This window comes from Streptomyces sp. NPDC001410 (assembly GCF_042895235.1).
Classification (GTDB): domain Bacteria; phylum Actinomycetota; class Actinomycetes; order Streptomycetales; family Streptomycetaceae; genus Streptomyces.
In genome coordinates, this window is record NZ_JBIAWE010000001.1 from 328,940 (window position 1) to 345,425 (window position 16,486).

Below are 16,486 nucleotides of genomic sequence, written 5' to 3' on the forward strand. Positions count from 1 at the left end.
ACCATCAGAATTAGGCTCCCCTAAGTAAGTACCGAAAGGGCAGGTAGAGAGCGAGGCCTCACTCCATGGCGACGACAGACCGCAACCAGCCACTCCCCCAGGACATGCCGATACCCGGCGAAGGTCTCGACGCCGCCCGCATGCCCGGCCACTGGCTCCTCGCCCGCCTGGGCAAGCGCGTCCTGCGCCCCGGCGGTCTGGAACTGACCCGCTCGATGCTCGACGCACTCGCCATCGGTCCCGACGACCGCGTGGTGGAACTCGCCGCGGGACTCGGGGCGACCGCCCGGCTTGCGCTCGCGTGCACTCCCGCCGCCTACACCGCCGTCGACCGCGACGCAGCCGCCGTGACGCGCCTGAGCGCCCTCACGGCTCCCGGACCGACCGAGGTCCGCGCGGTGCGGGCGGATGCGGCGGACACCGGCCTGCCGAGCAAGAGCGCCACCGTCGTGTACGGCGAGGCGATGCTCACCATGCAGCCCGAGCCCGCCAAGCGGCGCATCGTACGAGAGGCACGCCGTCTCCTCGCCGACTCGTCCGGTCGCTACGCCATCCACGAGATGTGCCTCCTGCCCGACGACATCGATCCGGCCCACGCCCGGCAGATCGCCGCCGACCTGCACGACGCCATCCACGTCGGCGCCCGCCCGCTCACCCCGACCGGCTGGAAGAACCTGCTCGCCGCCGAGGGCTTCACCGTCACCGCCCGCAGAACGGCACCGATGGCGCTGCTCGAACCAGGCCGCGTCATCGCCGACGAGGGACTGATCCGGGCCCTCGGCATCGCCGGCCGCGCCCTGCGGCACCCGGCGGCCCGGCAGCGTGTGCTGCACATGCGCAGCGTCTTCCAGCGCCACCGGGAGCACCTGGGCGCGATCAGCCTGGTCGCCGTCCCCGACTCGTCCGCCCGGTGAACAGGCTCGTCCGCCCGGTGAACAGTAAGGAGAAGAAGGGTATGGAAACCCCTGTGACCGCCACCCTGATCCAGGACCTGGCCGCCGAACTGCCCCTGTCCGAGGACGGCACCCTCAGCCGCGTCCTGTACCGCGACGACCGGCTGCGCGTGGTCGGCTTCGCGTTCGCGGCCGGCCAGGAGCTGACCGAACACACCTCGGCCCTCCCCGTGGTCATCCAGGTCGTCCAGGGCCGTCTCGACCTCGTGCTCGGCGAGGAGAAGGCCGAGGCGACCCCCGGCACCTGGATCCACCTGCCCGCCCGGCTGCCGCACTGCGTCCGCGCCGTTGAGCCCACCATCATGCTGCTGACGATGCTGCCCGCCGCGGCCGACGGCGCTGCGGACTCCTGACCGTCAGGGCCGGTCGGGTCGGCCGACCGATCCGGAAGGACTTCGTCATGGTCAAACAGATCACCTACCGCAGGGTCTACGAGGAGACCTCACCGCAGGACGGCAAGCGCGTGCTCGTCGATCGGGTCTGGCCCCGGGGCATGCGCAAGGAGGACGCACATCTGGACGAGTGGCTGCGCGATGTCGCCCCGTCGAGCGGACTGCGCAAGTGGTACGGCCATGAGCCCAGCCGCTTCGGCGAGTTCCGTCGCCGCTACCTGGCAGAGCTGCGGGATGCCGAACACCAGGAGGCCGCGGAGCATCTGCGTGACCTGGCGGCGCACGACAAGCTGATGCTGCTGACCGCCACCAAGGACGTGGACCACAGCCAGGCCGCTGTTCTGACGGAGTGGCTGACCAGGAAGCGGTGACGGCTCACTGTGCCGGGTCGCCCGGCGTGCGCAGGGCGAGGACGGCGACGTCGTCGTCGAACACCTGGCCACTTCGCGGGACGAGGGCGTCGCACAGGTCGTCCAACGGGGCCCGGGCCAGGGAGGCGGCCTGCTCGGCCAGGTCGCCCAGGCCGGTGTCGATGTCCTGGCCGCGGCGCTCCACCAGCCCGTCGGTGAACAGCAGCAGGGTGCTCGCCGGCGGGAGCGCCTGCGCGTGGTTGAACCGGGGGACGGACGCATCGATGCCCACCGGAATCCCGTGCCGGGCGGGCGCCAGGTAGCGGGCGCTGCCGTCCGCCCCGATCAGCAGCGGGGGCGGGTGCCCGGCGTTGCTCCAGCCGAAGGTGTATCCATCAGGGCCAGGTTCGATGCGGCCGAACACGAGGGTGGCCATGGGCGGGTCCTCGAACATCGTCAGAGCGCGGTCGAGACGCGACACGATCAGGCCGGGCGGCTCGCACCGGTCGAAGGCGAGCGCCCGCAGCATGTTGCGCAACTGGCCCATCAGCGGGGCGGCCTCGACGTCGTGGCCGGTCACGTCGCCCACCACCACGCAGGTGGCGCCGTCGGGCAGGACCAAGGCGTCGTACCAGTCCCCACCCAGCCTGGGCAGCTCGGAGGCGGGCTCATAGCGCACCGCCGCCTGCAGCGGCGACAGGTCCGGGAGGACGGGCAGCATGCGGCGCTGGAAGTGCTCGGCGGCGCGTTTGAGGTGATCGTAGAGGCGGGCGTTCTCGATGCTGACGCTCGCGGCACTGGCGAGCGTCGTCAGCAGGTTCTCGTCGTCATCGTCGAAGAGCGTGCCGTCCGTCTTGTCGGCGAGGTAGAGGTCGCCGTAGACGGTCCCGCGCACCGTCAGCGGTACGCCCAGCAGCGTGCGCATGGCCGGGTGCCCGGTCGGGAATCCGGCGGAACGAGGGTGTGCGGCCACGTCCGGCACCCGCAACGGCCTCCGGTCGGCCACCAGTGTGTGCAGCACGCCGTGCCCCTGTGGCAGGCCCATGGCGGCGCACAGGTGCGGGTCGTCGATGCCCACGGTGATCAGGTCGGTGAAGGCGCCGTCGTCCCCGAGCACGCCCAGTGCTCCGTAGCGCGCGCCGACGAGGTCGGTGGCCGCTTCCACGATGCGGTGCAGCACGGTACGGATGTCCATGTCGGCGCTGATCGCCGCGACCGCGCCCAGCAGCCGCCGCAGTCGTTGTGGACTGAGAACGAGCTGCGACGCCGGCGCGGCCACTCGGCCCGGCACGGCCCCTTGCTGCGACTCGTCGGCCGGAACGGCCCCGGACGGCGGGCTGTCGTAGGACCGCTGCCACGGATCGTGCGCCATGGTGCTTCCTCCCGACGCCGCCCGGCGCCGTCGCCACCTCGCCCTGCCCTGCTCTGTCACCCTACGGGCTCAGCCGACCGAACGCGGCCCCACGGATTCGCCCCGGCCCCGTCCACACCACGGGGAGGGCCGGCTGACGGGTCGGGGGCGACCGTCTCAGTCTTCGGCGTGGGCCAGCCACAGGTCCGGGCCGAAGACCTCGTAGCGGATGCTGCGGGCGGGGATACCGGCCTGGAGCAGCTGGGTGCGGACGGCACGCATGAAGGGCAGCGAGCCGCACAGGTAGACGTCGGCGTCGGCGGGCAGGCCCAGGCCGTCGAGGTCCATCAGGCCCGTGCGGGAGCCCGGCTGTTCGGCAGCGTCCTCCTCGTACCAGAACTCGGCCGTGGCGTCGGGCAGTTGCTCCACCAGGCGCCGGGTCTCCGCGCGCAGGGCGTGGTCGGCCGGGGTGCGGTCGGCGTGCAGGACCCGGACCGGCCGGGACGAACCGCCGGCAACGAGGTGTTCGAGCATGCCGGCCATAGGGGTGCAGCCGATGCCGGCGGAGACCAGTACGAGCGGGGTGTCGGCGTCGTCGAGGACCACGTCTCCGAACGGGGCCGACAGGGTCAGCTCGTCACCGGCCCGTACCGTGCGGTGCAGCTGGTTGGAGACCTCGCCCTCGGGGGCGTCGGCGACGCTCGCCACCCGCTTGACGGTGATGCGCCGCAGGCGGTCGCCGGGTGCGTTGGACAGGCTGTACTGGCGGGTCTGGTGGATGCCGTCGGGCATGAGCGCCCGGACGCTGACGTACTGCCCGGCACGCGCCTGGGGCAGGGGGCCGTCGTCGGCCGGGCGCAGCAGGAAGGAGACCACGTCCGGGGTCTCCTCCCGCCGCTCCACGACGGTCCACTGCCGCCACGGCTTGCGCGGGTCGACCTGTGCCTCCTGGTAGAGGCGGGCCTCCCGGGCGATCAGCGCGCCGGCCATCAGCCAGTACACCTCGTCCCAGGCCGCGGCCACATCGGGGGTGACCGCATCGCCCAGCACGTCGCCGATGGCGCGGAACAGGTACTTGTGGACGATCGTGTACTGGTCCTCGGTGATCCCGAGCGCCGCGTGCTTGTGAGCGATCCGGGCCAGGAGGGCGTCCGGCCGGGCGTCGGGGTCGGCCAGCAGGGCCTGGGCGAAGCCCGCGATGGACCCGGCCAGTGCCCGGCGCTGCTCGCCGCTGGCCTGGTTGCCGCGGTTGAACATGCCGTCGAGCAGTTGGGGTTGCTCGGCGAACATGGTGGCGTAGAAGCGTGCGGTGATCTCGTCCAGGGCGCCGCCGACGGCGGGCAGGGTGGCGCGAACGACAGCGGCCGACTCGGGCGAAAGCATGGGACTCCTCTGGAGTGTACGAAGGTAGAGGGACGGCGTTCACCGCCACAGCCGGGATCCGTCGTGCGGGTCCGACCGGCACATCGATCATCCGGTGACGCCGCCACCCGGAATAGGGCCGAACCGCCCTGAAGGCAGGGCCCGTCGGTCCGGTCACCGTGCAGGGCATGACGCCTGTCACAGGCATGCGGACCGGTGCGCCGGACGGCCGGACCCGGACCGCCGGCGCGGTGTCACCGACGGCGGCCGCTCGCGTCGACGCGATGACGGCGGAGCATCCACCCGGACACGGCCGCGACGCCGAGAAACAGCGCGACGATCGTGGTCGGCATGGCGGCGAGCATCCATCCGGACATGCCGTGCCCGGGTTCTACGACCACCATGGCTGCCGCCGCGACCACGGCGGCAGCCGGCCCGAAGCCGACGAGCACGGCGACGACGGCCGTTCGGGCACGTCCGGTGCCGGGCGGTTGCTGATCCTTGCGCAACTCCGCCCACTGGCTTGCGGCCTCGCGCGACTCGCGGCGGCGCTGCAGGGACGCCCGGACCCGAAGGCCCAGCGTGACAGCAGCGCCGGCCACGGCCGCACCCGAAGGTACCCACCATGCTTCCGCGACGAGCAGCAGTACGGCGACAACCCCGACCGTGGTCCAGCCGCTGAGGCAGGCGGCAGCCGCCCTGCGACGGGACACCGGCCGGTCGGCTCCCGCCCGCAGGTCGGCGAGCGCCGGCAGGTACCAGACGCAGCCTGCCGCTGCCACCATGGTGGCCCCAAGCGCGAGTACGGCTTGGGACATGGTCTACTTCGCCGCCTCGAGCGCGGCGATCTCCGGGTGGTGCAGGTCGAACGCCGGAGACTCGCTGCGGATACGAGGGAGGGAAGCGAAGTTGTGGCGGGGCGGCGGGCAGGAGGTCGCCCACTCCAGCGAACGGCCGTAACCCCACGGGTCGTCGACCTCCACCCGCTCACCGTACTTCGCCGTCTTCCAGACGTTGTAGAAGAACGGCAGGATCGACAGGCCGAGCAGGAACGATCCGATCGTCGAGACGGTGTTGAGAGCCGTGAAGCCGTCGGCGGCCAGGTAGTCGGCGTACCGGCGGGGCATGCCCTCGGCGCCCAGCCAGTGCTGCACCAGGAACGTGGAGTGGAAGCCGACCGTGAGCGTCCAGAACGTGATCTTCCCGAGACGTTCGTCGAGCATCTTGCCGGTGAACTTGGGCCACCAGAAGTGGAATCCGGCGAACATCGCGTACACGACGGTGCCGAAGACCGTGTAGTGGAAGTGCGCCACGACGAAGTAAGAGTCGGAGAGATGGAAGTCCAGCGGCGGGGAGGCCAGGATCACCCCGGTCAGGCCGCCGAAGAGGAACGTGATCAGGAAGCCGGTGGTCCACAGCATCGGAGTCTCGAAGGACAGCGAGCCCTTCCACATCGTGCCGATCCAGTTGAAGAACTTCACCCCGGTCGGCACCGCGATCAAGAACGTCATGAAGGAGAAGAAGGGCAGCAGCACACCGCCCGTGACGTACATGTGGTGCGCCCAGACCGTCACCGACAGACCGGCGATGGAGATCGTCGCCGCGATCAGTCCCATGTATCCGAACATCGGCTTGCGGGCGAAGACCGGGACGACCTCGGAGACGATGCCGAAGAACGGCAGTGCCAGGATGTAGACCTCGGGATGGCCGAAGAACCAGAACAGGTGCTGCCACAACAGCGCCCCGCCGTTGGCCGCGTCGAAGACGTGGGAACCGAACTTGCGGTCCATCTCCAACGCGAACAGCGCGGCCGCCAGGACCGGGAACACGATCAGGACCAGCAGAGCGGTCAGCAGCACGTTCCAGGTGAAGATCGGCATCCGGAACATGGTCATGCCCGGCGCGCGCATGCAGATGATCGTGGTGATGAAGTTGACCGCACCGAGGATCGAGCCGAAGCCCGACAGCGCCACACCCATGATCCACAGATCGGCACCGAGCCCCGGCGAGTGGACGGCGTCCGAGAGCGGAGCGTAGAGGAACCAGCCGAAGTCGGCGGCACCTCCAGGAGTCAGGAAGCCGAAGGCCGCGATCGACGAGCCGAACAGGAACAGCCAGAAGGCAAGCATGTTCAGCCGCGGGAAGGCGACGTCCGGGGCGCCGATCTGGAGCGGCATGATCCAGTTGGCGAACCCGGTGAACAGCGGCATCGCGAACATCAGCAGCATGATCGAGCCGTGCATGGTGAATGCCTGGTTGAACTGCTCGCTCGACATGATCTGCAGGCCGGGCCTGGCCAGCTCCGCGCGCATCATCAGCGCCATCACGCCACCCACGATGAAGAAGGCGAACGCGCTGACCAGGTACATCGTCCCGATCCTCTTGTGGTCGGTGGTCGTCAACCACTCCGCCCACGACGGCCGTCCGGCCGTGACCTGCTCCGTTCGCCCGACGGTCCCTGCGGATATGGAGACCACCGATGTGTCCCCCGGCCGCACGGCCGTCACCTGCTGTTCCTGCGTCTCGTCCACCGGACGGTGCCCTTCCCTTGTGTCATGAAGACAGCGAGCCGGGAAGTGCTGTGCGGGTGTGAACCTGGCTCCCCTCCCGGCCGCCGCATCATGATCGTCGGAGGGGTACCAGGACCGCATAGGGCCGAACAGTCCCTGATCGGCCGTTCGACAGGGTCCAACGGTCCCTCGTCACGCGGCGGCCGGAGCAGACACCTGGGTCAGCGTCCTTCCTGTCTCTGCCGGTCCTGGACCTGGGTCGCGATGACGGCGGCCTGGATACGGCGCTCCACGCCGAGCTTGGCCAGCAGGCGGGAGATGTGGTTCTTCACGGTCTTCTCGGCCAGATACAGGCGCTGACCGATCTGCCGGTTGGTGAGGCCCTCCCCGATGAGCGCCAGGATCTCCTGCTCCCGGTCGGTCAGACCGGGCAGGCCGTCCGGCTCCTCCTTCTGCGGCTGACCGCCGCGCAGCCGGGTCATCAGCTTGGTCGTGGCGCTCGCGTCGAGGAGCGACTGCCCGGCGGCCACGGTGCGCACGGCCGAGACCAGGTCCGAGCCCTGGATCTGCTTGAGGACGTACCCGGAGGCGCCTGCCATGATCGAGTCCAGCAGGGCCTCCTCGTCGTCGAAGGAGGTCAGCATCAGGCAGGACAGCTCCGGCATGCGCGAGCGCAGCTCCCGGCAGACGCTCACTCCGTCGCCGTCGGGCAGACGCACGTCGAGCACCGCGACCTGCGGGCGCAGCGCGGGGACGCGTACCAGGGCCTGCTCCGCCGAACCGGCCTCGCCGATCACCTCGATGTCCGGTTCGTCGTTCAGCAGGTCGCGCACGCCACGCCGTACCACCTCATGGTCGTCCAGCAGGAAGACCCGTATCGGGCTGCCCAGCTCGCCGTCCGCCATCGAAGACTCCTTGTCCGCGTTCATGCCGACCACTTGTGGATGCTCGTGGAGGGATCGGCCGCTTTGCCGAGATCCTTCCTGCATCCAAGACCAAGGGCCAGGGCCGGTCGGCCCTCTCTCGCCTGTCACGACGCAGGTGTAGCCGGCTGCACCACAGGTCCGGGAGTGCACTCCCTCGTGGCGCATCGCGGCAAGCGGGATCGTTGACTTACGCAAGTTCAGCGACGCCCCGCCGGGGAGTCCGCGTCCCCCCTCCGAAGGGAAACGTCCGTGAAGCAGCTGCTCTCCTCCCGTCCGGTCCTGTGGTCCCTGTTCCTGTTCAACCTCGCCGTCGCCGCGGTCGCACCCTTCGCCGTCGACGGCACCCAGGGGGTGACGACCAGCGTCGGCATGGGCGTCGTCTCGCTCGGCGCGGGCACCGCCCTGCTCCGCGACCGGACGCGGCGACAGCACGGCTGACCCTCCACGCGCTCACTCGACAGGGTCTTCGGCGTGCTCGACGAGGAACTCCAGTACGGACGCGACGACAACGCCCTCGGCAACGGTGTCTCGACGGACAAGCGCGGATGGTGATCAGCCCGTTCGGGTTCTCCTCCGCACGTCTTGTTCTGTGTACGCCGCGAGTTGTAGCAAGACCGCCCTGCAGATGGATTCGCCGGCCCCCACAGACACGAAATGGTCATACCTTCCCGGAAGTTGACGGAAAGGAACGACCATCGTGCGGATAGGACGCATTGCGCCCTTGCTCGCCGTGGGGGTCACGGCAACGCTGGTCCCCGCCCTCGCCCCGGCTCAGGCATCCGCGGCGGAACCGCTGAAGACATTCGAGAGCCAGAGGCCCGCGTGGCACAGATGCGACACGTCGCTGCCCGCCGCGTACCAGTGCGCGACGCTCAAGGTACCGCTCGACTACAGCCGCCCCGACGGCAAGACGATCAAGCTGGCCATCTCCCGTATGAAGACCAGTGTCCCGGGCAAGCGGCACGGCGCGCTCCTCTTCAACCCCGGTGGCCCGGGCGGCGAGGGCCTGGACATGCCGGTCATGATGAAGGACGTGATGCCCAAGAAGGTCCGTGAGCAGTACGACCTCATCGGGTTCGACCCGCGCGGCGTGGGTCGCAGCAGCCCGGTCACCTGCGGCCTCACGGACAAGGAGCAGAACACCGAACACCCCTACCACCCGCGGACGTTCAGCCATGACGTCAAGTGGGCCCGGACCGTCGCCGACAAGTGCCGTGCCAAGAACGGCGACAAGCTCCCGTACATCACCACCCGCAACACCGCCCGCGACATGGACGTCATCCGCGGCGTTCTGGGCGAGAAGAAGATCTCCTACCTGGGTTACTCCTACGGCACGTACCTGGGCGCCGTCTACGCGCAGATGTTCCCCGAGCGGACCGATCGCTTCGTGCTGGACAGCGCGGTCGACCCCGCACGGGTCTGGCGGGGCATGATCCAGGTCTGGGCGGAGGGCACGGAGCCGGCGTTCGCCCGCTGGACGAAGTGGACCGCGCAGCGCAACCGCACCTACCGACTCGGGGACACCCCGGCCAAGGTGAAGAAGTCCTTCTGGGACCTGATCGCCCGGGCCGACCGCACGCCCATCGACAACGGCGGCGAGAAGGTCACCGGGGACGACATCCGCGCCTCTCTGCGCCCCGCGTTCTTCAGCCCCAAGGGCGCGGCCGAGGCGGTCGTCGAGCTGAAGAAGGCCGCCGGCGGCCACGCGGTCTCCCACCGTTCCCCCGCGCCGGACGATCAGCGGGGACCACGCCGGTCCGGGGCTGCCGCCGCGCAGCCGCCGGCCGACAACGGCAGCGCCGCCTTCTGGACCGTGGTCTGCGGCGACACGGCGGCCTGGCCGCGCGACCCCGAGCAGTACCGGCGTGACGCGATCCAGGACAAGGCCAAGTACCCGCTCTACGGTGACTTCGGCTCCAACATCACGCCCTGCGCGTTCTGGGACAAGCCGGCCGAGCCCGTCACCACGGTGGACAACAAGGTCGGCATACTCACCGTGCAGAACCAGTGGGACTCCCAGACGCCCCTGGTCAGCGGCCTCGGCATGCACCGCGCCCTGAAGGGCTCGCGCATGGTGTACGTCAAGGGCGGCGAGGGTCACGGCGTCTACGCCACCGACCCGGGCTCCTGCGCCGAACGCACCATCAACGCCTACCTGGGCGACGGAAAGCTGCCGGCGCAGGACGTCACCTGCAAGCCGTCCGGCCGACAGAGCCCCGGCGTGAACCAGCGCATCGTCCCGATGCCGCAGAACACACCGCAGGCACCCCGCTTCTGACACGCCTCACCGAGGCATGCTGACTGCCGGTTGCGCGCCGGGCACTGCGAGAAGCAGGGCCCGGCGCGCAACCGGTGATGGGTGTGACCGAGACAGGCCCGGACGACCACGTAGCAACATCCTATTGACATGACATTTGAAGAACGGCATCGTACTGGCCTTAGAGCGTGCTTTTAAAGCGCTTCAAGCCCTCGAAGGGAAACCAGCCTGATGTCGTTCGAAGTGCTGACCATGGGCCGAGTGGGAGTGGATGTGTATCCGCTCCAGACAGGTGTGGGGTTGGCGGAGGTCACGTCGTTCGGGAAGTACCTGGGCGGCAGCCCGACCAATGTGGCGGTGGCCGCGGCGCGGTACGGGCGCAGCTCGGCTGTGATCACGAAGACGGGGCGGGATCCGTTCGGTGCGTTCGTACGGTCGGCGCTGGAGGGATACGGCGTCGACAGCCGGTTCGTCGGTACGTCGGATATTGCGCCGACTCCGGTGACGTTCTGTGAGATCTTCCCGCCGGATGACTTTCCGTTGTACTTCTATCGACTGCCCAAGGCGCCTGACCTGGACATTCAGCCGGGTGAGCTGGATCTGGGGGCGGTGCGCGGCGCGGGGATCTTCTGGATCACCGGTACCGGGCTGAGCGAGGAGCCGAGCCGTTCGGCGACCCTGGCCGCGCTCGCGCATCGGGCCGAGGCCGGGACGACGATCTTCGACCTCGACTGGCGGCCGATGTTCTGGAAGGACCCGGCCGAGGCGCGTTCGTACTACGCGGAGACCTTGCGGCATACGACGGTCGCGGTCGGCAACCTCGACGAGTGCGAGGTGGCCACCGGTGAGCGTGAGCCGTACGCGGCCGCGAAGGCGCTGCTGGCCGCAGGGGTGGAGCTGGCTGTGGTCAAGCAGGGTCCCAGAGGCGTGCTGGCGATGGACCGGGATGGCTCGGCGGTCGAGATCGCGCCGGTGCCGGTGGACGTGGTGAACGGCCTGGGTGCCGGTGACGCGTTCGGCGGCGCGCTGTGTCATGGGTTGCTCTCCGGCTGGGACACCCGGCGCACGGTCTCCTTCGCGAATGCCGCCGGTGCCATCGTCGCCGGCCGCCTGGCCTGCTCCGACGCGATGCCGACCGAGGCCGAGGTCGACGTCAGGCTCCGCGAGGCATCCCTCGTCCCCGCCTCCACCGAACGAAAGGCGTGACGACGTGTCGTCCGACAACGTGAGCCGCATCGTGTCCGCCCGGGTCAATGATCCCGGCGCCATAGCGGCAGCGGCCGCGCGCCGCGTGAAGGCGACCTCGCTGCTGGGTGAGCACGGCAAGGCGATGATCGTCGCTGCGGACCATCCGGCGCGGGGCGCCAACGGCGTGGGCGGTGATCCGAGCGCCATGGCGGACCGCTTCGAGCTGCTGGAGCGGCTGTGCACCGCTCTGGAGCGGCCGGGTGTGACGGGGGTGCTGGCCACCGCCGACATCCTGGAGGATCTGCTGCTGCTCGGCGTCCTCGACGGCAAGAGCGTGTTCGGCTCGATGAACCGGGCGGGCCTTGCGGGGTCGGTGTTCGAGATCGACGACCGGTTCACCGGCTACGACGCCGAGACGATCGCCGCGATGGGCTTCGACGGCGGCAAGATGCTCACGCGCATCGCCCTGGACGATCCGGCGACTCCGTCGGCCCTGGTGGACACCGCCCGCGCCGTGAATGAGCTGAATGACCATCACCTCATCGCCATGGTCGAGCCGTTCATCTCGACCTGGCAGGACGGGAAGATCCATAACGACCTCTCCCCCGAGGCCGTCGTCAAGTCGATCACGATCGCGTCGGGGCTGGGCCGCCGTACCGCGTACACCTGGCTGAAGCTGCCGGTCGTCGAGGACATGGAGCGCGTACTCGCTTCGTCCACGCTGCCCGCGCTGCTGCTGGGCGGCGAGGTCACCGACCCCGACGCGGCCTTCGCCTCCTGGGGCCGGGCGCTGAAGCTGCCCACGGCGCAGGGTCTGGTCGTCGGACGCTCGCTGCTCCATCCCTCGGACGGCGATGTCGCCGGTGCGGTGGACCGGGCGGTGAGCCTGCTGTGACGAGCACGAGCAAGTACCACCTGCCGAAGGGGACTTCGGCCGACGGACCTTACGACCTCCTGGTCACGCCCGAGTCGGCGGGCTGGGGATGCTCCGGCCTCAGGATCCTCACCCTGAAGCCGGGTGAGGCGCACGCGCTGTCCACCGGCGACTCGGAGTTCCTGGTGCTGCCGCTGACGGGCTCGTGCACCGTCACCACGGACGGCCGCGCCTTCGAACTCCAGGGCCGCAGCAGTGTGTTCGCCTCGGCCTCCGACTTCGCGTATCTGACCCGCGAGTCGGAGGCCCTCATCAGCAGTGCGTCCGGCGGGACGTTCGCGCTGCCCTCCGCCCGTACCGAGCGCGGTGGCCTCCCCGCTCGGTACGGGCGCAAGGAGGACGTCCCCGTCGAACTGCGCGGCGCGGGCGCTTGCTCCCGGCAGGTCAACAACTACTGCCTGCCCGGCACCTTCGACGCCGAGCAGTTGCTGGTGTGCGAGGTGCTGACCCCCGGCGGCAACTGGTCGTCCTACCCGCCGCACAAGCACGACGAGGCCCGGCCCGGCCAGGAATCGGAGCTGGAGGAGATCTACTACTTCCAGATCGCCGGGGAGAACGGCTTCGGCTACCAGCGCGTCTACGGCACCTCGGATCGGCCGATCGACGTGCTCGCCGAGGTGCGTTCAGGCGACACCGTGCTGATCCCGCACGGCTGGCACGGCCCGTCCATCGCCGCGCCCGGCTACGACCTCTACTACCTCAACGTCATGGCCGGCCCCGGCCCGGACCGCGCCTGGCTGATCTGCGACGACCCCGCCCACGGCTGGGTGCGATCGACCTGGGACTCCCAGGACATCGACGACCGGCTGCCCTTCGGAGAGAACCGATGAACACCGTACGACTGACCACAGCCCAGGCTCTCGTCCGCTTCCTGGCCAACCAGTACAGCGAACGCGACGGCCAGGAGCAGCGGCTGATCCCCGGTGTGTGGGGCATCTTCGGGCACGGCAACGTCGCCGGCATCGGACAGGCACTCCTCCAGGCCGCCGTCACCCAGGAGGCCGACCTCCCCTATTACCTGGCGCGCAACGAGCAGGGCATGGTGCATGCGTCGGTGGCGTACGCGAAGATGCGCGACCGGCTGGCGACCTTCGCCTGCACGGCTTCCACCGGGCCCGGTTCGACGAACATGATCACGGGCGCGGCGCTCGCGACGACCAACCGCATCCCGGTCCTGCTGCTGCCGTCCGACATGTTCGCCACGCGCGCCGCCGACCCGGTGCTCCAACAGCTGGAGGACACCCGGGGCGGGGACGTCACCGTCAACGACGCCTTCCGCGCCGTGTCCAAGTACTTCGACCGGATCTCCCGCCCCGAGCAGCTCGTCCCGGCCGCACTGGCCGCGATGCGCGTGCTCACCGACCCGGCCGAGACCGGCGCCGTCACCCTCGCCCTGCCACAGGACGTGCAGGCCGAGGCCTACGACTGGCCCCTCTCCTTCTTCCGGCGCCGGGTCTGGCACGTGGGCCGCCCGGTGCCGGAACCCAGCGCCGTCGAGCGAGCCGCGCGGCTGCTGCGCAACGCGAAGAAGCCGCTCATCGTCGCGGGCGGCGGCGCCGTGTACTCCGGTGCCGAGACCGAACTGCGGGCGTTCGCCGAGGCCACGGGCATCCCGGTCGCCGACACGCACGCCGGCAAGGGCGCGGTGCCCTGGGACCACCCCTACGCCGTCGGCGGCATCGGCTCGACGGGCTCGTACGCGGCGAACGAGCTGGCTCGCGAGGCCGACGTCGTCCTCGGCATCGGCACCCGCTACAGCGACTTCACCACCGCCAGCCACACCGTGTTCGCCAACCCCGACGTCGCCTTCGTCAACCTCAACGTCGCCCGGCTCGATGCCGTCAAGCATTCCGCCGAACCGCTGGTCGCCGACGCCCGCCTGGGCATCCAGGCCCTCGCGGGAGCGCTGGCGGACTGGGAGGTCTCCGCGGACCACCGGGCGCACACCCGCCGGCTCATCGCCCGCACAAGGGAGATCGAGGACCGGTGCTTCACCCTGGGCCACGGTCCGCTTCCCGCCCAGACCGAGATCCTCGGTGTGCTGGGTGACGTACTCGACGACCGTGACGTGGTCATCAACGCGGCCGGCTCCATGCCCGGCGACCTGCAACAACTGTGGCGAGCCCGCGATCCGAAGGCCTACCACGTCGAATACGCCTACTCCTGCATGGGCTACGAGGTAGCCGCCGGCGTCGGCGCCAAGATGGCCGATCCCTCCCGCGAGGTCGTCGTCCTCGTCGGCGACGGCTCCTACCTCATGATGGCCCAGGAGATCGTCACCATGGTCTCCGAAGGGCTCAAGGTCATCATCGTCCTCGTCCAGAACCACGGCTTCGCCTCCATCGGCGCGCTCTCCGCATCACTCGGCTCCCAGCGCTTCGGTACCAAGTACCGCTACCGAAACGACGATTCCGGCCTCCTCGACGGCAGCGTCCTCCCGGTCGACCTCGCCGCCAACGCCGCCAGCCTGGGTGCGGATGTCCTGCACGCCACCAGCGTCGAGGAGTTCCGCTCGGCGATGGAGGAGGCGAAGGCCGCCACCCGCACCACCGTCGTCCACGTCGAGACCGACCTCTACGGGCCCAACCCGCCCGGCCACGGCTGGTGGGACGTCCCCGTCAGCGAAGTCTCCGCGCTCGACACCACCCGCACCGCTTACGAGACATACGCCGCCCACAAGCAGACCCAGCGCCACTACCTGTAAGGAACCCGCTCCCGTGAACACCATTCCCCATTGGATCAACGGCTCCCCCACCCAGGGCTCCGCCACCGCCACCCAGCCGGTCTTCAACCCCGCTACCGGGCAGGAACGGGCCCAGGTCGTCCTCGGGGGCGCACCCGACGTGGACACCGCCGTCCAGGCTGCCACCGCCGCGTTCGAGACCTGGTCGGAATCCTCGCTGACCCGGCGCACTCAGGTGATGTTCGCCTTCCGTCAGCTCCTCGTCGAACACGAGGAGGAACTGGCCCGGATCATCTCCGCCGAGCACGGCAAGACGGTCGACGACGCACGCGGCGAGATCGTCCGCGGACGCGAGGTGGTGGAGTTCGCCTGCGGCCTGGGCGACGTCCTCAAGGGATCCTTCTCCGACCAGGTCTCCCGCGGCATCGACGTCCACAACTTCCGCCAGCCCCTCGGCGTCGTCGCCGGCATCACGCCCTTCAACTTCCCCGCCATGGTGCCGCTGTGGATGCACCCCATCGCCATCGCGACGGGCAACACCTTCATCCTCAAGCCCAGCGAACGCGATCCCTCCGCCGCCAACTTCGTCGCCGGGCTGTACCAGAAGGCCGGCCTCCCCGACGGCGTCTTCAATGTCGTCCACGGCGGCAAGAACGCCGTGGACGCCATCCTGACCCACCCCGGCATCGAGGCCGTCTCCTTCGTCGGCTCGACTCCGATCGCCAAGTACGTCCACGAGCAGGCCACCGCTCACGGCAAGCGTGTCCAGGCCCTCGGCGGCGCCAAGAACCACGCCGTCGTCCTCCCCGACGCCGACCTGGAATTCGCCGCCAACCACATCACCGCAGGCGCCTACGGCTCCGCCGGCGAACGCTGCATGGCCGTCTCCGTCGCCGTGGCCGTGGGTGACGCGGCCGACGCACTGGTGGCGGTGCTGGAGCGCAAGGCCCGCGAGGTGAGGGTCGGACCGGGCAACGCACCCGGCACCGAGATGGGCCCCCTGGTCACCAAGGCCGCCCAGGAACGCGTCGAGAACGCCGTCACCACCGCCGCGGCCCAGGGCGCCACCATCGTCGTGGACGGCCGCGGACTCAAGATCGACGGCCACGAAGACGGCTTCTTCACCGGCCCCTCCCTCCTCGACCACGTCACCACCGCCATGGACGCGTACCAGGAGGAACTCTTCGGCCCGGTCCTCGCCATCGTCCGGGCGGAGGGCCTCGACCAGGCGATCGACCTCATCAACGCCAACCCCTACGGCAACGGCACCGCCCTCTTCACCGCCTCCGGCGAAGCCGCCCGCCGATTCCAGCGCAACGTCAAGATCGGCATGATCGGCATCAACGTCCCGGTCCCGGTCCCGATGTCCTACTACTCCTTCGGCGGCTGGAAGGACTCCCTCATCGGCGACTCCCCCATCCACGGACCCGAAGGCATCCGCTTCTACACCCGCCCCAAGGTCGTCACCACCCGCTGGCCCCAGCGGACACAACAGATCGCCGCCGGCTTCGCCTTCCCCACCTCCAGCTGACTCCCCTTCCCGCCCACCCCGCGCACCATTACCCGCACTGTCGAGAAGG

The 16,486-nt window shown here is 69.8% G+C and carries 15 protein-coding genes; 10 read left to right on the plus strand and 5 right to left on the minus strand.

What is annotated here, in order from left to right:
* Window positions 1–65: 65 nt before the first annotated feature.
* The 3 genes from ACFY3C_RS01475 to ACFY3C_RS01485 are packed head-to-tail and all read left to right on the plus strand — an operon-like array spanning window position 66 to window position 1,716.
* Window positions 66–914: a class I SAM-dependent methyltransferase gene (locus tag ACFY3C_RS01475; protein ID WP_390769274.1), complete on the plus strand. Its 849-nt coding sequence runs from the start codon at window positions 66–68 to the stop codon at window positions 912–914.
* 41 nt (window positions 915–955) lie between these two features.
* Window positions 956–1,306, plus strand: coding sequence for a cupin domain-containing protein (locus ACFY3C_RS01480; RefSeq protein WP_390769275.1), 351 nt, complete (start codon window positions 956–958; stop codon window positions 1,304–1,306).
* A gap of 47 nt (window positions 1,307–1,353) precedes the next feature.
* Complete coding sequence (locus ACFY3C_RS01485) at window positions 1,354–1,716, plus strand: DUF488 domain-containing protein (protein ID WP_386576748.1); 363 nt, start codon at window positions 1,354–1,356, stop codon at window positions 1,714–1,716.
* 4 nt (window positions 1,717–1,720) lie between these two features.
* On the opposite strand, the gene ACFY3C_RS01490 is transcribed toward ACFY3C_RS01485, so the two are convergent.
* From ACFY3C_RS01490 to ACFY3C_RS01510, 5 genes are all read right to left on the minus strand, one after another.
* A complete protein-coding gene (locus tag ACFY3C_RS01490; RefSeq protein ID WP_390769276.1) occupies window positions 1,721–3,067 on the minus strand; it encodes a PP2C family protein-serine/threonine phosphatase in 1,347 nt (448 codons plus the stop codon).
* A gap of 156 nt (window positions 3,068–3,223) precedes the next feature.
* Window positions 3,224–4,429: a globin domain-containing protein gene (locus tag ACFY3C_RS01495; RefSeq protein ID WP_390769277.1), complete on the minus strand. Its 1,206-nt coding sequence runs from the start codon at window positions 4,427–4,429 to the stop codon at window positions 3,224–3,226.
* A gap of 233 nt (window positions 4,430–4,662) precedes the next feature.
* Window positions 4,663–5,226 carry a hypothetical protein gene (locus ACFY3C_RS01500; RefSeq protein ID WP_390769278.1) on the minus strand — a complete coding sequence of 188 codons (564 nt, stop codon included), beginning with the start codon at window positions 5,224–5,226 and terminating at the stop codon, window positions 4,663–4,665.
* A gap of 3 nt (window positions 5,227–5,229) precedes the next feature.
* Window positions 5,230–6,876, minus strand: coding sequence for a cytochrome c oxidase subunit I (gene ctaD / locus ACFY3C_RS01505; RefSeq protein ID WP_386576945.1), 1,647 nt, complete (start codon window positions 6,874–6,876; stop codon window positions 5,230–5,232).
* Window positions 6,877–7,139: 263 nt separating this feature from the next.
* Complete coding sequence (locus tag ACFY3C_RS01510) at window positions 7,140–7,823, minus strand: response regulator (RefSeq protein WP_390769279.1); 684 nt, start codon at window positions 7,821–7,823, stop codon at window positions 7,140–7,142.
* Between the two features lie 270 nt (window positions 7,824–8,093).
* Here ACFY3C_RS01510 and ACFY3C_RS01515 point away from each other — a divergent pair, with 270 nt between their 5' ends.
* The 7 genes from ACFY3C_RS01515 to ACFY3C_RS01545 all read left to right on the plus strand — a co-directional run bounded on the left by ACFY3C_RS01515 (window position 8,094) and on the right by ACFY3C_RS01545 (window position 16,437).
* Entirely contained in the window at window positions 8,094–8,282 is a 189-nt protein-coding gene (locus ACFY3C_RS01515; RefSeq protein WP_390769280.1) for a hypothetical protein, read from the plus strand.
* Between the two features lie 259 nt (window positions 8,283–8,541).
* Entirely contained in the window at window positions 8,542–10,122 is a 1,581-nt protein-coding gene (locus tag ACFY3C_RS01520; protein ID WP_390769281.1) for an alpha/beta hydrolase, read from the plus strand.
* A gap of 210 nt (window positions 10,123–10,332) precedes the next feature.
* Window positions 10,333–11,307 carry a 5-dehydro-2-deoxygluconokinase gene (gene iolC / locus ACFY3C_RS01525; protein WP_390769282.1) on the plus strand — a complete coding sequence of 325 codons (975 nt, stop codon included), beginning with the start codon at window positions 10,333–10,335 and terminating at the stop codon, window positions 11,305–11,307.
* Window positions 11,308–11,311: 4 nt separating this feature from the next.
* Window positions 11,312–12,184 carry an aldolase gene (locus ACFY3C_RS01530; protein ID WP_390769283.1) on the plus strand — a complete coding sequence of 291 codons (873 nt, stop codon included), beginning with the start codon at window positions 11,312–11,314 and terminating at the stop codon, window positions 12,182–12,184.
* Window positions 12,181–13,053, plus strand: a complete 873-nt coding sequence (gene iolB, locus ACFY3C_RS01535; protein ID WP_390769284.1) for a 5-deoxy-glucuronate isomerase — start codon at window positions 12,181–12,183, stop codon at window positions 13,051–13,053. The genes ACFY3C_RS01530 and iolB overlap by 4 nt, the downstream gene beginning before the upstream one ends.
* Entirely contained in the window at window positions 13,050–14,927 is a 1,878-nt protein-coding gene (iolD, locus tag ACFY3C_RS01540; RefSeq protein WP_390769285.1) for a 3D-(3,5/4)-trihydroxycyclohexane-1,2-dione acylhydrolase (decyclizing), read from the plus strand. Before iolB ends, iolD begins: the two co-directional genes overlap by 4 nt.
* 13 nt (window positions 14,928–14,940) lie before the next feature.
* Window positions 14,941–16,437: a CoA-acylating methylmalonate-semialdehyde dehydrogenase gene (locus ACFY3C_RS01545; RefSeq protein WP_390769286.1), complete on the plus strand. Its 1,497-nt coding sequence runs from the start codon at window positions 14,941–14,943 to the stop codon at window positions 16,435–16,437.
* The last annotated feature ends 49 nt before the right edge of the window (window positions 16,438–16,486 follow it).

Bases quoted from the DNA above. Each gene is read 5' to 3' on its own strand.
- ACFY3C_RS01475 (WP_390769274.1), top strand. From the start codon at position 66: ATGGCGACGACAGACCGCAACCAGCCACTCCCCCAGGACATGCCGATA.
- ACFY3C_RS01480 (WP_390769275.1), top strand. From the start codon at position 956: ATGGAAACCCCTGTGACCGCCACCCTGATCCAGGACCTGGCCGCCGAA.
- ACFY3C_RS01485 (WP_386576748.1), top strand. From the start codon at position 1,354: ATGGTCAAACAGATCACCTACCGCAGGGTCTACGAGGAGACCTCACCG.
- ACFY3C_RS01490 (WP_390769276.1), bottom strand. From the start codon at position 3,067: ATGGCGCACGATCCGTGGCAGCGGTCCTACGACAGCCCGCCGTCCGGG.
- ACFY3C_RS01495 (WP_390769277.1), bottom strand. From the start codon at position 4,429: ATGCTTTCGCCCGAGTCGGCCGCTGTCGTTCGCGCCACCCTGCCCGCC.
- ACFY3C_RS01500 (WP_390769278.1), bottom strand. From the start codon at position 5,226: ATGTCCCAAGCCGTACTCGCGCTTGGGGCCACCATGGTGGCAGCGGCA.
- ACFY3C_RS01510 (WP_390769279.1), bottom strand. From the start codon at position 7,823: ATGGCGGACGGCGAGCTGGGCAGCCCGATACGGGTCTTCCTGCTGGAC.
- iolC (WP_390769282.1), top strand. From the start codon at position 10,333: ATGTCGTTCGAAGTGCTGACCATGGGCCGAGTGGGAGTGGATGTGTAT.
- iolD (WP_390769285.1), top strand. From the start codon at position 13,050: ATGAACACCGTACGACTGACCACAGCCCAGGCTCTCGTCCGCTTCCTG.